14 protein-coding genes are annotated in these 14,245 nt (G+C 69.2%); 9 read left to right on the top strand and 5 right to left on the bottom strand.

The genetic code is table 11. The features are described from left to right. Nucleotides 1–14: 14 nt before the first annotated feature. Nucleotides 15–1,436 (bottom strand): glutamate--tRNA ligase, encoded by a 1,422-nt coding sequence (gene gltX, locus C3942_RS18905; protein WP_104231934.1) that lies wholly within the window; start codon nucleotides 1,434–1,436, stop codon nucleotides 15–17. Between the two features lie 79 nt (nucleotides 1,437–1,515). On the opposite strand from gltX, the gene C3942_RS18900 reads away from it, so the two are divergent. From C3942_RS18900 to hisI, 3 genes are all read left to right on the top strand, one after another. Beyond that, complete coding sequence (locus C3942_RS18900) at nucleotides 1,516–2,358, top strand: 6-pyruvoyl trahydropterin synthase family protein (RefSeq protein ID WP_104231933.1); 843 nt, start codon at nucleotides 1,516–1,518, stop codon at nucleotides 2,356–2,358. A 116-nt stretch (nucleotides 2,359–2,474) separates the two neighbouring features. Continuing rightward, nucleotides 2,475–3,128, top strand: coding sequence for a hypothetical protein (locus C3942_RS18895; protein ID WP_104231932.1), 654 nt, complete (start codon nucleotides 2,475–2,477; stop codon nucleotides 3,126–3,128). A gap of 68 nt (nucleotides 3,129–3,196) precedes the next feature. Then, entirely contained in the window at nucleotides 3,197–3,676 is a 480-nt protein-coding gene (gene hisI / locus C3942_RS18890; protein WP_104231931.1) for a phosphoribosyl-AMP cyclohydrolase, read from the top strand. A gap of 64 nt (nucleotides 3,677–3,740) precedes the next feature. On the opposite strand, the gene C3942_RS18885 is transcribed toward hisI, so the two are convergent. The 4 genes from C3942_RS18885 to C3942_RS18870 all read right to left on the bottom strand — a co-directional run bounded on the left by C3942_RS18885 (nucleotide 3,741) and on the right by C3942_RS18870 (nucleotide 8,383). Beyond that, entirely contained in the window at nucleotides 3,741–6,029 is a 2,289-nt protein-coding gene (locus tag C3942_RS18885) for a DNA internalization-related competence protein ComEC/Rec2 (protein WP_104231930.1), read from the bottom strand. After that, on the bottom strand, nucleotides 5,984–6,667 hold the full coding sequence (lolD, locus tag C3942_RS18880; RefSeq protein ID WP_104231929.1) for a lipoprotein-releasing ABC transporter ATP-binding protein LolD: 684 nt from the start codon (nucleotides 6,665–6,667) through the stop codon (nucleotides 5,984–5,986). The genes C3942_RS18885 and lolD overlap by 46 nt, the downstream gene beginning before the upstream one ends. Then, nucleotides 6,664–6,999 (bottom strand): endonuclease domain-containing protein, encoded by a 336-nt coding sequence (locus C3942_RS18875; protein ID WP_243393669.1) that lies wholly within the window; start codon nucleotides 6,997–6,999, stop codon nucleotides 6,664–6,666. The genes lolD and C3942_RS18875 overlap by 4 nt, the downstream gene beginning before the upstream one ends. A gap of 136 nt (nucleotides 7,000–7,135) precedes the next feature. Then, complete coding sequence (locus tag C3942_RS18870; protein ID WP_104231927.1) at nucleotides 7,136–8,383, bottom strand: lipoprotein-releasing ABC transporter permease subunit; 1,248 nt, start codon at nucleotides 8,381–8,383, stop codon at nucleotides 7,136–7,138. 182 nt (nucleotides 8,384–8,565) lie between these two features. Here C3942_RS18870 and C3942_RS18865 point away from each other — a divergent pair, with 182 nt between their 5' ends. The 6 genes from C3942_RS18865 to C3942_RS18840 all read left to right on the top strand — a co-directional run bounded on the left by C3942_RS18865 (nucleotide 8,566) and on the right by C3942_RS18840 (nucleotide 14,232). After that, the gene (locus C3942_RS18865; protein ID WP_207766147.1) at nucleotides 8,566–8,889 is read left to right on the top strand and encodes a hypothetical protein; all 324 of its coding nucleotides are present in this window, start codon (nucleotides 8,566–8,568) and stop codon (nucleotides 8,887–8,889) included. 66 nt (nucleotides 8,890–8,955) lie between these two features. Further along, nucleotides 8,956–9,978: an agmatine deiminase family protein gene (locus C3942_RS18860; protein ID WP_104231926.1), complete on the top strand. Its 1,023-nt coding sequence runs from the start codon at nucleotides 8,956–8,958 to the stop codon at nucleotides 9,976–9,978. 25 nt (nucleotides 9,979–10,003) lie between these two features. Next, nucleotides 10,004–10,897, top strand: coding sequence for a carbon-nitrogen hydrolase (locus C3942_RS18855; RefSeq protein WP_104231925.1), 894 nt, complete (start codon nucleotides 10,004–10,006; stop codon nucleotides 10,895–10,897). A gap of 30 nt (nucleotides 10,898–10,927) precedes the next feature. Next, the gene (locus tag C3942_RS18850; RefSeq protein WP_104231924.1) at nucleotides 10,928–12,562 is read left to right on the top strand and encodes a Na+/H+ antiporter; all 1,635 of its coding nucleotides are present in this window, start codon (nucleotides 10,928–10,930) and stop codon (nucleotides 12,560–12,562) included. A 17-nt stretch (nucleotides 12,563–12,579) separates the two neighbouring features. Beyond that, on the top strand, nucleotides 12,580–13,062 hold the full coding sequence (locus C3942_RS18845) for a DUF6265 family protein (RefSeq protein ID WP_104231923.1): 483 nt from the start codon (nucleotides 12,580–12,582) through the stop codon (nucleotides 13,060–13,062). A 36-nt stretch (nucleotides 13,063–13,098) separates the two neighbouring features. Continuing rightward, nucleotides 13,099–14,232: an acyl-CoA dehydrogenase family protein gene (locus C3942_RS18840; protein WP_104231922.1), complete on the top strand. Its 1,134-nt coding sequence runs from the start codon at nucleotides 13,099–13,101 to the stop codon at nucleotides 14,230–14,232. Nucleotides 14,233–14,245: the final 13 nt, after the last annotated feature.

Genomic DNA, 14,245 nt, shown 5'->3' with positions numbered 1-14,245 from the left:
TGCCGAAATGGGGACTAGGACTTGTTCTGCACGTACGCGACGGCGGCCTTGAGCCGCGCGAGCGTTCGGTCACGTCCCAGCAGGAACAGGGTCTGGTCGATCGGCGGCGAGATCGCCATGCCGACCACGGCGACGCGGATCGGCTGGGCGACCTTGCCCAGCCCCAGGCCGCGGCCTTCCGCGAAGCCGTTGACCGCCACATGCAGCGCCGGCGCGGTCCACTCCGGCAGCGCCTCCAGCGCGGCGGCCAGCTCGGTCAGCAGGGCGGCGCCCTCGGCGGTGAGGTGCTTGGCGGCGTCCTTCTCGTTGTAGCCGTCCAGTTCGGCGTAGAAGAACTTCGACTTCTCCGCCATCTCCACCAGGGTGCGGCAGCGCTCGCGCTGCTGCTCGATCACCGGCGCCAGTGCCGGGCCGCTGGCCGGGTCCACGCCGAGGCGGCGCAGGTGCCAGTCGAACTCCGGCACGACGATGGCCGGATCGGTGATCTTCAGGTACTGGTGGTTGACCCAGTAGGCCTTCTCCATGTCGAAACGCGCCGGCGAGGCGGAGACGTGGTCGAAGTCGAACTTCTCGATCATCTCCTGGCGGGTGAACAGCTCCTGGTCGCCGTGGCTCCAGCCCAGGCGCACGAGGTAGTTCAGCAGGGCCTCGGGCATGAAGCCCATGGCACGGTACTCGGTGACCGACAGCGCGCCGTGGCGCTTGGACAGCTTGGCACCGTCGGCGCCCAGGATCATCGAGACGTGCGCATACTCCGGCGGCGTCGCGCCCAGTGCCTTGAGGATATTGATCTGGCGCGGGGTGTTGTTGACGTGGTCGTCGCCGCGGATGACGTGGGTGATGCCCATGTCCCAGTCGTCCACCACCACGCAGAAGTTGTAGGTGGGCACGCCGTCGGCGCGGGCGATGATCAGATCGTCGAGTTCCTTGTTGTCGAACACGATCTCGCCCTTGATCAGGTCCTTCAGCACCACCTGCCCGTCGGGCGGGTTGCGGAAGCGCACCACCGGCTGCACGCCCTCCGGCGGCGCCGGCAGGACCTTGTCGCGCTCCGGGCGCCAGCGGCCGTCGTAGCGCGGCTTTTCCTTGCGCGCCATCTGCTCGGCGCGCATCTGGTCCAGCTCTTCCTTGCTGGCGTAGCAGTAATAGGCGGTGCCCGCGGCCAGCATCTGCTGGACCACTTCCCTGTAGCGGTCGAAGCGCTGGGTCTGGTAGATCTCGGCGAAATCCGACTTCAGGCCCAGCCAGGCCATCCCCTCGAAGATCGCGTCCACCGCCTCCTGGGTCGAGCGCTCGCGGTCGGTGTCCTCGATGCGCAGCAGGAACTTGCCGCCGAAGCGCTTGGCGTACAGGTAGGAGAACAGCGCGGTGCGGGCACCGCCGATGTGGAGGTAGCCGGTGGGGCTGGGGGCAAAGCGGGTAACGACGCTGCTCATGGAGGCGTTTGCAGTGATTCTTCGGGCGAAATCAGGATTTTAGCAGGAACATACGGCGCCGGACGGGTACAATGGCGGCATGATTCGCCTGTTCGTCGAGCAACTGACCGTACTGGATTGCGCTTTCCTGGACCCCCTGCGCGGGCTGGTGGGCGAAAGCTGGATCGTGGACGTGGAACTGGCCGGCGACCTGGACCAGCAGTCCATGGTGCTGGACTTCGGCGAGGTCAAGAAGCGCCTGAAGAAGGTCATCGACGGCATCGGCGACCACAAGCTGCTGGTGCCCCATCGCCATGCTGGCCTGAAGCTCCAGCACAACGGCCATGGCAGCGAGCTGTTCTTCAGCGGCCCGGCCGACGGCCCCATCGAGCACCGGTCCCCCGCCGACGCGGTCTGCGTGATCGACGCGCCGGCCGTGACCACCGAAAGCCTGACCGCCCACCTGCAGCCCCTGGTGGCGCAGCAGGTGCCCTCCAACGTCGCCGAAGTCCGCCTGACACTGCGACACGAGGTGGTGGACGGCGCCTACTACCATTACGCGCATGGCCTGAAGAAGCACACCGGCCACTGCCAGCGCATTGCCCACGGCCACCGCTCGCGCATCGAGATCCGCCTGGACGACCGGCGCGAGCCCGCGCTGGAACAGGCCTGGGCCGGGCGCTGGAAGGACATCTACCTGGGCACCCAGGAGGACATCGTGGTGGATGGCGCCGAGCGCGTGCGCTTCGAGTACACCTCGGTGGACGGCGATTTCGCCCTGGAGCTGCCGGCGCAGCGCTGTGAACTGCTGGACGGCGACACCACGGTGGAAAAGCTGGCCCGCTACATTGCCCAGGCGGTCCATGCCGAGCACCCGGGTCGCCAGGTCGAGGTGCGCGCCTACGAGGGCGTGCTGAAGGGCGCCGTCGCCCGCGCCGGCTAGGCCGCCGGCCGGCGACCGCTCGTCGGCTTCGCCTCGCAAAACGCAGGAATGGCCCCATTCATTCCGGATTAATGCCCGCCGCGCGAAAGTGGCGGCGTCCACCACCGGAAACGACCATGCGCCTGCTCCCTGCCGTCCTTGTCCTGCCGAGCCTGATGCTCGCAGGCTGCGTCGCCACGGGGCCGTACTACCCGCAGGAGGTCGGCCGCGTCTACGGCTACGACAGCTATTCCTACGACCCCTACCCCGGCTACTACTACGGCCCGGACATCTACTACTACTCGTACCGGCCGGGACCGGACTACTACTACCGCCCCGGCTACGGCTACTACCGCCCGCAGGCCTACCCGGTCCGCCCGAGCCGGCCGGACCGGGATCACGACCATGATCATGACCACGGACGTCCCGACCACGCCGGCCATGATCACGGCAGCCCCAGGCCGCCGCGCCCCGACCCGCGTCCAGATACGCGGCCGGATCGTCCCGACCGCCCCGGCGGCGGGCTCTGGGGCGGCATCGGGCGGGACGACGACCGGCCTCCGCAGCCCCAGCGGCCCTCCCGCCCCGAGCGTCCGGACCGCCCGGCCCAGCCGGACCGCGGCCCAGGCCTGGGCTGGGGCGGCTCGCGGCGCCCGGACGCGGCTCCGTCCCGGCCCTCGCGCCCCCTGGCGGAGTCGATCCGTCCGCCGAGGCAGGAACGCCCCCAGGAGGACGCCTCCGGCCGGGGTGACGGCAATCGCCGGCGCGGCTGGGGCCGGTCCGATGGCTGAGCCGTGAGGCAATTGCAGGCGCGGGCGCCTATAATGCCGCCCGCTTTTTCAGGTTCACCGGAACAAACATGTCCTTTTCCGATATCCGCTTCTTCCCCCGCGTCACGATCGAACAGGTCGAGGAAGGCAACGAGCTCGCCCCGAAGTTCGACGAGCACGGCCTGATCCCCTGCGTCACGACCGCCTCCCACAACGGCGAGGTGCTGATGCTGGGCTACATGAACGCCGAGGCGCTGAAGAAGACGATCCTGACCGGCGAGGCGCATTACTGGTCGCGCTCGCGCAAGGTGATCTGGCACAAGGGCGCCACCAGCGGCCTGACCCAGAAGGTGGTGTCCCTGCGCATCGACGACGACCAGGACGCCATCTGGCTCAGCGTCAACGTCATCGGCGACGCCAGCTGCCACGTCGGCTACCGCTCCTGCTTCTACCGCTCGGTGCCCACCGGCGAGGGCCCGGATGTGCGCGTGCTGAACTACGAGGAGAAGGAAAAGACCTTCGACCCCAAGGCGGTCTACGGCGACGCGCCGAACCCGACCATCCTCTGAACTGGTTTTCCCTTGAAAATCCCCGCCTTGAGCGGGGATTTTCATTTATCTCCCGAGGTCCGGTTCAGGGCTCCGCCGGAGCATTCCACCAGCGGCCGGCCAGGCGGCGCCAGCGCTCCGGCGGCCGGTCCGCCAACTCCGGCAGTTCCAGGCGGATCATGCCCTCGACGCCGGTGATCCACTGCCGGGCGCCCGCCCCGGCGTAACGCTCCACCACCTCCGGCCGCGGATGGCCGAAGGAACTGCGCCAGGCCGCCGGATGGATCACCAGCCGGGGCCGCACCGCCGCGACGAAGTCGGGGGTGGACGAGGTGCGGCTGCCGTGGTGCGGCGACAGCAGGACATCCGCCCGCAGGCGTCCGCGGTGGCGCCGCAGCAGATCCTGCTCGGCGGCCCGCTCGATGTCGCCGGTCAGCAGGGCCACCTGCCCGCCCGCCTCGATGCGCAGCACGCAGGAGCGGTTGTTGTCCGAGCCGCCGACCTCCGCCTGCGGCGGATGCAGGATCTCGAAGCTCACGCCATCCCAGGTCCAGCGCCGGCCGTCGGCGCAGGGTGCCCCTCCCGGCGTGCCGTATTGCTCCGACACGGACAGGCGCCGCAGCACGGCCGCCACGCCGCCGGCATGGTCGTTGTCCTGGTGCGACAGCAGCAGCCGGTCCAGGCGATGGATGCCCCGGCCCAGCAGGTACGGCACGACCACCGACTCGCCGGCATCGAAACCCTCGTCGAAGGCCGGACCGGCGTCGTACAGCAGGCTGTGATTCGCGGTGCGCACGACCACCGCCAGCCCCTGACCCACATCCAGGGCCGCCAGTTCGAATCGCCCTGCCTGCGGGGCCTGCGAGGGTGGAAAGGCCAGCGGCAGGAAACACAGCAGCGCCAGCGGACGCAGCGGCAGGCCGTGCGGGGCAAACAGCAGCACGGCCCCGAGCAGGGCCAGCAGCAGCGCCGGCCAGGCTGGGCTCCAGGCGATCCAGGCCTGGGGCCACTGGGCCGCCGCCTCCAGGCCCAGCCGCAGCCATTGCAGGGCATCCGCGCTCCAGCCCAGCAGCGGCAGGCCCGCCGCGGGCCACAACGCCGCGAGCAGCATGGCCAGCAGCAGCAGGGGTGTCAGCAGGGCGAAGGCCGGGACGGCCAGCAGGTTCACCAGGGGCGCCGGCCAGGACAGGCCATGGAAGAAGTGCAGGGTCAGCGGCAGCAGCACCACCGTCAGCATCAGTTGCAGCATCACCAGGGCGCGCAGCCCGCGCGGCGGCGCCAGGCGCCCGCCGCCGACGTAGAAGATCGCCGCGACGGCGCCGAAGGACAGCCACAACCCGGGGCTGCTGATCGACAGCGGATCGGACAGCAGCACGGCGAACCAGGCCAGGGCCAGCACCCGCGACGGCTGTCCAAGGCGATTGGCGAAGCCGGCGACGATCACGAACAGGGCCATCAGGGTCGCCCGCGCCACCGGCGCCTCGAAACCGGCCACCGCGCCATAGGCCACGGCAGACAGGCCCGAGACGAGCCAGCCGGCCTTCTGCGCCGGCAGGCGCAGCAGCAGTGGCGGCCACAGCGTCCACAGCCAGCGGCCCAGGAAGAAGCCCAGCGCAGCGACGATGGCGATGTTGAAACCCGAGATCGCGACCAGATGGCTGGTGCCCGTCAGCCTGAAGATTTCCCAATCGCCATCGCGCAGGCCGGACTGGTCGCCCAGCGTCAGCGCCGCCACCATCGGCGCGGCCGGATGGCCCGGCAGCCAGGCTTCGATGGCATCGCGCAGGCGCTGGCGCAGGGCCAGCAGGCCTCCGCCCTCGCCGCAGCGGGAGGCATCGCGCACCGTGGCCGCGGCGCCGATGCCCTCGCGCAGCAGCCAGCCCTCGTAGTCGAAGCCCCCGGGGTTCATCGAGCCGCGCGGCGTGCGCAGCTTCAGTTCCAGCCGCCAGCACTCGCCGGCGCGTACGGATTCCTGCGTGCGATACCAGCTGACGCGCAGATGCCGCGGCAGGCCCTCGGCCGCCTCCGGGTCGAAGCGGAAGCGCCAGACCTTCTGCTCCGGCTCGCGCGGGTCGTGGCCAGCCTCCGGCAGCGAGGACACCCGCCCCTGCACGGTCAGCACCTCGCCATGCCGCGCGGCCGGCCAACGCTCATCCAGTGCGCGCTGGGCCTGCCACAGCGTCAGGCCCAGGCCGAGGGCCAGGAACAGGCCATGCCAGCGGTAGCGCCAGCGCGGCAATGCCGCCAGCAGCAGCGGCGCCAGCACCGGCCAGGGCGGCAGCTCACGCAGGGCGTGCAGGCTCAGCACGCCCAGCGTGAAGCAGAGGATCAGGACGCGGAGGTCGGCACCAGCCGGCCGCTGTCCAGGGTCCATATCCGGTCCATGCGCGCGGCCAGCCGCAGGTCGTGGGTCACCACCACGAGGCTGGTACCCAGCTCGCGGTTCAGCTCCAGCATCAGCTCGAAGACGCGCTCGGCGGTCTTGGTGTCGAGGTTGCCGGTGGGCTCGTCGGCCAGCACGCAGGCCGGCCGCGTGACCAGCGCGCGTGCCACCGCGGCGCGCTGGCGCTCGCCACCGGACAGCTCGCCCGGCTTGTGCTGCAGGCGATCTCCCAGGCCCACGCGCTTGAGCAGGCTCGCGGCCTGGTCATAGGCCTCGGACTCCTTCGCGCGGCGGATCAGCAGCGGCATCGCCACGTTCTCCAGCGCGGTGAATTCCGGCAGCAGGTGATGGAACTGGTAGACGAAGCCCAGCGCCTGGTTGCGCAGGCGCCCACGCGCCGCGTCCGTCAGCGAGGACATGCGCTCGCCCGCGACCCAGACCTCGCCGGTGCTGGGCTCGTCCAGCCCGCCCAGGCAGTGCAGCAGCGTGGACTTGCCGGTGCCGCTGGCGCCGACGATGGCGACACGCTCGCCGCGCGCGACTTCGAAATCGATGCCGGCCCAGACGTCCAGCCGCAGGCGGCCATCGTCGAAGGTTTTCGAGAGATTGGTGGCCTTGAGGATGCTCATTGTCTTGCCCCCCCTCTCCCCTCGGGAGAGGGGTCGGGGGTGAGGGACAGGCCCAGCTGCTGGACACGCAGCATGAGGTCCTCCAGCACACTCTCAGTCTGCTTCAGCACTTCGTCATTCCAGTAACGCGCGACCTGGATGCCACGACGCGCCAACTCCGCGCTTCGTGTCTTGTCACGCTTCACATTGTTGCCTTCATTGTGTTGCCCGCCATCCAGCTCTACCGCGAGGCTTAGCTCCTGGCAGAAGAAATCCAGCACATAAGGCTGCACTGGATGCTGCCGCCGGAACTTCAAACCGAAGAATCGCCGATCGCGCAGCAGGTACCACATTGCCGATTCCACATCGGTCTGCGATCCCCGCAGCTCTCGCGCAAAGGTCTTCAAGCCGGCCGGCAGCGGGACTTTGACCGCCCGTCCCTCACCCCCGGCCCCTCTCCCGGAGGGAGAGGGGAGCAAAGCGCTTTGGCTACTCATAGCGCAGCGCCTCTGCCGGCTGCACGCGCGAGGCGCGCCAGGCCGGGTAGATCGTGGACAGCAGGCCCAGGCTCAGCGACAGGATGCTGATCTTGGTGACGTCGCTCCACTTGAGCTCGGACGGCAGGTCGCTGATGTAGTAGACGTCCGGCGCCAGCACCGGGCCGCCCATCAGCAGCTCCAGCAGCGGCACCAGGCGTTCGACGTTGAGCGCCAGGGCAACGCCGCCGACCACGCCCAGCAGGGTGCCGACGATGCCGATGATCGAGCCCTGCACCATGAAGATGGCCATGATCGAGCGCGGGCTGGCACCGAGCGTGCGCAGGATGGCGATGTCGGCCTGCTTGTCCTGCACCACCATCACCAGGGTGGAGACGATGTTGAAGGCGGCGACGCCCACGATCAGCGACAGGATGATGAACATCACCATCTTCTCGGTCTTCACGGCACGGAAGAAGTTGGCGTGGCTGCGGGTCCAGTCGGAGACGAAGTAGATGCCGGCCATGTCCTGGGCCAGCTCGTGCGACACCCGCGGCGCCTCGAACAGGTCGTGCAGCTTCAGGCGCACGCCGGTGACGTCGTCGCCCATGCGCAGCAGGGCCTGGGCGTCCTGCAGGTTGATCAGGACCATGCCGCGGTCGTACTCGTACATGCCCACCCGGAACACGCCGGCCACGGTGAAGCGGCGGAAACGCGGCAGCACCCCGGCCGGCGTGACGCTGGCCTGCGGGATCATCAGGTCCACCTTGTCGCCGAGTCCGACGCCCATGGCCTGGGCGATCTCGTAGCCCAGCACGATCCGGTACTCGCCGGCCTTGAGGTCGGCGAGCTGGCCGGCCTTCATGTGCTGGGCCACCTCGTTGACGCGGGATTCCCGCTCCGGGTCGATGCCGCGCAGCAGGGTGCCGGACAGCTGGCCGCCGACCCGGATCATGCCCTCGCCCTCGATGTAGGGCGCCACGGCGACGATCTCCTTGTGGGCCTCGGCCTTCTTCGCCGCCTCCTGCCAGCCGGACAGGCCGCCCTCGAAGGCGGAGATGGTGGCGTGGGAGGCCATGCCGAGGATGCGGGTGCGCAGTTCCCGCTCGAAGCCGTTCATCACCGACAGCACGGTGATCAGGGCCATGGCACCCACGGCGATGCCGGCCATGGAGGCAGCGGAAATGAAGGAAATGAAATGGTTACGCCGCTTGGCCCGCGTGTAGCGCAGCCCCGCGTAAAGCTCGAATGGATTTCGCATTTCTGGGTCTTCTGGCCCCGGTATTACAGCATGGACGCCGTCCGGCCGGCAGCTTGGCAGACCGCGCCGGCACCGCGGCGTTCCCTGCGGAGGGTTCGCGGGCCGGCCATCTGTTGCCGCCATCCCGCAGGGTGCTATAGTGCGGCAAAACTGATCGGGGTCAGTGAGTTATGCGCACAACTTTGCTTGCTTTCGCAGTTGCGCTCGGCGCCTTCGCCGGTGCCGCCCAGGCCGACGTGCTGGCAATGCCGGAGAGTGCCTCGGCTGCCACGGTCAGCGTGCCGGCTCGCGGCAGCTCCATGGCCACGGTCAGCCAGCAGTTCGGCGAACCTTCCACCAAGCACCCGGCCAAGGGCGGCGGCTCCGCCAAGCACCCGCCGATCACGCGCTGGGACTACCCGGCCTTCTCGGTGTTCTTCGAACGCAGCACGGTAATCGACGTGGTGGTCAAGGGCGTGCCGATGCCGATACAGAACAAGGATGAATTGCAACCCGCGAGCCCCTAGAATCGCGGGCCGCTGTACCGTACCAAGGGGGCGCGCAAGCGCCCCTTTCTCGTTCTGGAGATGCCGATGTCCGTGATCCTGCCCGCCGAGTGGGCCCCGCAATCCGCCGTGCAGCTGACCTGGCCGCGCCCGGACGGCGATTTCGCCGAGCGCTTCGAGGCGGTGGAGGACAATTTCCTGCGCCTGGCCGCGGCCATCACCCGCTTCCAGGACCTGATCGTGGCCTGCGGCGAGGACGTGGAAGGCCTGCGCGCGCGCCTGCTGGCTGCGGGCTGCCCGGGCGCGCGCCTGCGCCTGTACGCGGTGCCGGCGGACGACGTCTGGGCCCGCGACCATGGTCCGATCACCGTATTCCGCAACGGCAAGCCCATCCACCTGGACTTCGTCTTCAACGGCTGGGGCGGCAAGTTCGACGCCACCCTGGACAACGAGGTGACGCAGCAGCTCGCCCGCAAGGGGGCCTGGAACACGCTGGTGGAGTCGATCGGCTTCGTACTGGAAGGCGGCGGCATCGAAAGCGACGGCCAGGGCACGCTGCTGACCACCGAGCGCTGCCTGCTGGCGCCGACTCGCAATCCCGCATTCGACAAGGCCCACATCGAGGCCAAGCTCAAGGCCTGGTTCGGCCTGGGGCGCGTGCTGTGGCTGAAGCATGGCGACCTGCTGGGCGACGACACCGACGGCCACATCGACACCATCGCCCGCTTCTGCGACGCCTCCACCATCGCCTACCAGGCCTGCGACGATGCCTCGGACGCGCACTACGAGGACCTGAAGGCCATGGAGGCGGAACTCCAGGCCCTGCGCCAGGCCAACGGCGAGCCCTACCGGCTGGTGCCGCTGCCGCTGCCGACAGCGATCTTCGACGAGACCGGCAAGCGCCTGCCGGCCGGCTATCCGAACTTCCTGATCATGAACGGTGCCGTACTGGTGCCGACCTATGGCGTGGAGACCGATGCCGAGGCCCTGCGCCGCCTGGTGCCCTGCTTCCCGGGGCGCGAGGTGATCGGCGTGGATTGCCGCACCCTGATCCACCAGTACGGCAGCCTGCATTGCGTGACCATGCAGATTCCCTCCGCCGCGGCCTGAAGCGCCGCCTGAACAGGAGCCCCCGATGACCGCCAAGACCCAGACTCTCCGCGTCGGCCTGGTGCAGCAGAGCTGCAGCGGCGAACGCGAGCCCACCGTGAAGACCACCGAGCAGGGCATCCGCGAGGCCGCCGCACGCGGCGCGCAGCTGGTGCTGCTGCAGGAACTGCACACCGGCCTGTACTTCTGCCAGCACGAGGACACCAGGCTGTTCGACCTGGCCGAGACCATCCCCGGCCCGTCCACCGCGCAGTTCGGCGCGCTGGCCGAGGAGCTGGGGATCGTGCTGGTGACCTCGCTGTTCGAGAAGCGCGCGCCGGGCCTGTACCACAACACCGCCGTCGTCTTCGACCGCAGCCGGCAGATCGCGGGCACCTACCGCAAGATGCACATCCCGGACGACCCGGGCTACTACGAGAAGTACTACTTCACCCCCGGTGACCTTGGATTCACGCCGATCCAGACCAGCGTCGGCAAGCTCGGCGTGCTGGTCTGCTGGGACCAGTGGTATCCCGAGGGCGCGCGCCTGATGGCGCTGGCCGGCGCCGACCTGCTGCTCTACCCCACCGCCATCGGCTGGAATCCGCAGGACCCTATCGAAGAGCAGGGGCGCCAGCGCGATGCCTGGGTCACAATCCAGCGGGCCCACGCGGTGGCCAATGGCCTGCCGGTGCTGGTGGCCAACCGCGTCGGTTTCGAGCCGGACCCCACGGGGCAGTGGCCGGGCTCGCGCTTCTGGGGCCACAGCTTCGTCGCCGGACCGCAGGGCGAGTTCCTGGCCAAGGCCGGTGAGGAGGCGGAGGTGCTGGTGGTGGACGTGGACCTGGCGCGCAGCGAGAACGTGCGCCGCTGGTGGCCCTTCCTGCGCGACCGCCGGATCGACGCCTACGGCGACCTGGTGAAGCGCTACATTGGCTGATGCGGCCCTGACAGGCCGCGACGGAGCGGCATGCAGTCGATAGAAGTCGTCCTGGCAATGTTGCTGGCGGTGCTCGCCAGCGGCTACCTCGTGCGCCTGCTGCCCTTCTCACTGCCCCTGCCGCTGGTGCAGATCGGCCTGGGCGCCGTGATTTCCGGGGTGTTCAACCAGGGCGTGGTGCTGAACCCCGAGGTGTTCTTCCTGCTGTTCCTGCCGCCGCTGCTGTTCCTGGACGGCTGGCGCATTCCCAAGAGCGGCCTGTTCCGCGACCGCGGGGTGATCCTGCAGCTGGCCCTGGGCCTGGTGCTGTTCACCGTGGTCGGCGCCGGCTTCATGATCCACTGGCTGATTCCCACGATTCCCTTGCCGGTGGCCTTCGCGCTGGCGGCGATCATCTCGCCCACCGACCCGGTGGCGGTTTCGTCGATCGCGGCGCGCGCGCCGATCCCCAAGCGGATCATGCACATCCTGGAAGGCGAGTCGCTGCTCAACGATGCCTCGGGCCTGGTCTGCTTCCGCTTCGCGGTGGCCGCGGCGATGACCGGCGGCTTCTCGCTGGCCTCCGCCTCCCTGACCTTCCTGTGGCTGGCGCTGGCCGGCCTGGCCATCGGCGTGCTCGTCACCCTGGGCATCTCGCGGGCGCAGAACTGGCTGTCGCGCCACGTCGGCGAGGAGAGCGGCTCGCCGATCCTGGTCAGCCTGCTGACACCCTTCGGCGCCTACCTGCTGGCCGAGCACCTGGAGGCCTCCGGCATCCTCGCCGCCGTGGCGGCCGGCATCACCATGAGCCGTGTAGAGCTCAGCGGCCGCGCGCTGCCCACCACCCGGGTACAGCGGGCGGCCGTCTGGGACACCGTGCAGTTCGCCCTCAACGGCATCATGTTCGTGCTGCTCGGCGAGCAGTTGCCCGGCATCCTGCGCGACGCCGCGGACTCGGTGCAGGAAGCCGGACACCTCGACCCCTGGTGGCTGGCGATCTACGCACTGGCGATCAGCGCGGGCCTGGCCCTCCTGCGCCTGGCCTGGGTCTGGGGTTCGCTGCACTGGAGCCTGCTGAGGGCGCGGCAGCGTGGCGAACGCCCGGAGCGGCCGCACTGGCGCCTGGTGGCCGCGATGTCGCTGGCCGGCGTGCGCGGCGCCATCACCCTGGCAGGCGTGCTGACCCTGCCCCTGCTGCTGCCGGACGGCAGCCCCTTCCCGGCCCGGGACCTGGTGGTCTTCCTGGCGGCGGCGGTGATCCTGCTGTCGCTGGTCATGGCGAGCCTGGTGCTGCCCCGGGTCCTGCAGGGGCTGGAGCTGCCGCCCGAATCGACCGAGCACCAGGAAGAAGACCATGCCCGCATGGCCGCCGCGCGCAAGGCGGTCCGGGCCATCGAACGGGCCCAGCGCGAGCTGCCCACCGAGGTCGGCGAGGCCGAGGCCTACGCCAGCGCCGCGGCACGGCTGCTGGCGCTGTACCAGAAGCGGCTGCATGATGTCGTCCCCACCGGCACCGACCCGGCGCAGCTGCGGCTGGCCGACAAGGCGGAACGCGCCCTGCGCCTGGCCGCCCTGCAGGCGGAGCGCGAGGCGATCTTCGCGCTGGCCCGGAACCGGATGATTTCCGACGAGATTTCCAGAAAGCTGGTGCGCGAGATCGACCTGCTCGAATCGCGCTACCGCTGAACCGCCCGAGAGCCGCCATGCGCAAGATCCTGCTGCTGAGCCTGAGCCTGATGTCCCTGCCCGCGCTGGCCGCCAAGCCCGCGGAGGAAGAAGCCCTGCGCGTCACCCAGTTCAAGTGGCTGAGCGGCTGCTGGGGCTTCGACACCGCCGACGGCGTCTACGAGGAACAGTGGACCACGCCCACCGGCAACAGCATGCAGGGCCTGTCGCGCCGCATCGGCGAGGGCTATACCCGCGAGTGGGACTTCATGCGCCTGGTCACCAGCGGCGGCGGCGGATTCGACTTCACCTCGCAGCAGTACGGCGGCGAGGAGAGCCGCTACAACTCGGTGGGCGTCGCGGCCAATCGCGTGGTGTTCGAGAACCCGGACCGCCCCTTCCCGCGCAAGATCTCCTACGAATACGCCGCGCCCGACAAGCTGACCATGCGCCTGGAGGGCACCAGCGAAGGCCGCCCGATGGGCCTGAGCTTCCCGATGAAGCGCAGGACCTGCCCCTGATCCCGATTCCATTCACCCTTGAGTACAGGAAACACCGTGAGCAATGAACTGGAGCTGTTCCGCGACAACGTCCGCCGCTTCTTCGCCGACGAGGTCGAACCGCACTACGAGAAGTGGGAGAAGGACGGCATCCTGCCCAAGTCCCTCTACCTGAAGATGGGCGAGGCCGGCCTGCTGTGCGTGGACCAGCCGGAGGAGTACGGCGGCATCGGCGCCCCCTTCGAGTTCTCCTGCGTGATCGTGGAGGAAGCGGCGCGCATGGGCTTCCTGGCGCTGGCCTCGAACCTCACCGTGCACTCCGACATCGCCGCGCCCTACATCCTGCACCTGGGCACCGAGGAGCAGAAGCGCAAGTACCTGCCGCGCATGGCTTCCGGCGAATGCATCGGCGCCATCGGCATGACCGAACCTGGCGCCGGCTCCGACCTGCAGGGCATGAAGACCAGCGCCCTGCTGGAGGGCGACACCTACGTCCTCAACGGCTCCAAGACCTTCATCACCAACGGCCAGAACGCCGGCGTCGTGGTGCTGGCCGCCAAGACCGATCCCAAGGCCGGCGGCAAGGGCACCACGCTGTTCACCGTGGATACCGACCTGCCGGGCTTCAAGCGCGGCCGCAACCTGGAGAAGATCGGCCTGCATTCGGCCGATACCTCGGAACTGTTCTTCGACAACGTGCGCCTGCCGGCCTCCGCCGTGCTGGGCCGCATCGGCGGCGGCTTCGGCCACCTGATCGACGAACTGCCGCGCGAGCGCCTGGTGCTGGCGGTCAGCGCCATCGGCCACGCCCAGGGCGCGATGGAGAAGACCATCGAGTACGTCACCACGCGCAAGGCCTTCGGCCAGACCATCGCCAGCTTCCAGAACACCCGCTTCGAGCTGGCCAAGATCAAGACCGACATCGAGGTGCATCGCGCCTTCACCGAGAAGTGCGTGGCGCAGTACGCCGACCAGAAGCTCGACGTTCCGACCGCGGCGATGATCAAGCTCGCCACCACCGAGATGGAGGGCCGCGTCACCGACGCCTGCCTGCAGCTGTTCGGCGGCTACGGCTTCATGGCCGAGTACCCGATCTCGCGCTACTGGGCCGATGCGCGCATCCAGCGCATCTACGGCGGCACCTCGGAAATCATGAAGGAAGTGATTGCGCGTTCGCTGGTCGGACGCTGATCCAGGGGCACCC

The sequence above is a fragment of the Solimonas fluminis genome, from assembly GCF_002930645.1.
Classification (GTDB): Bacteria; Pseudomonadota; Gammaproteobacteria; order Nevskiales; family Nevskiaceae; genus Solimonas_A; species Solimonas_A fluminis.
This window is presented reverse-complemented; position numbering and strand designations above follow the sequence as displayed.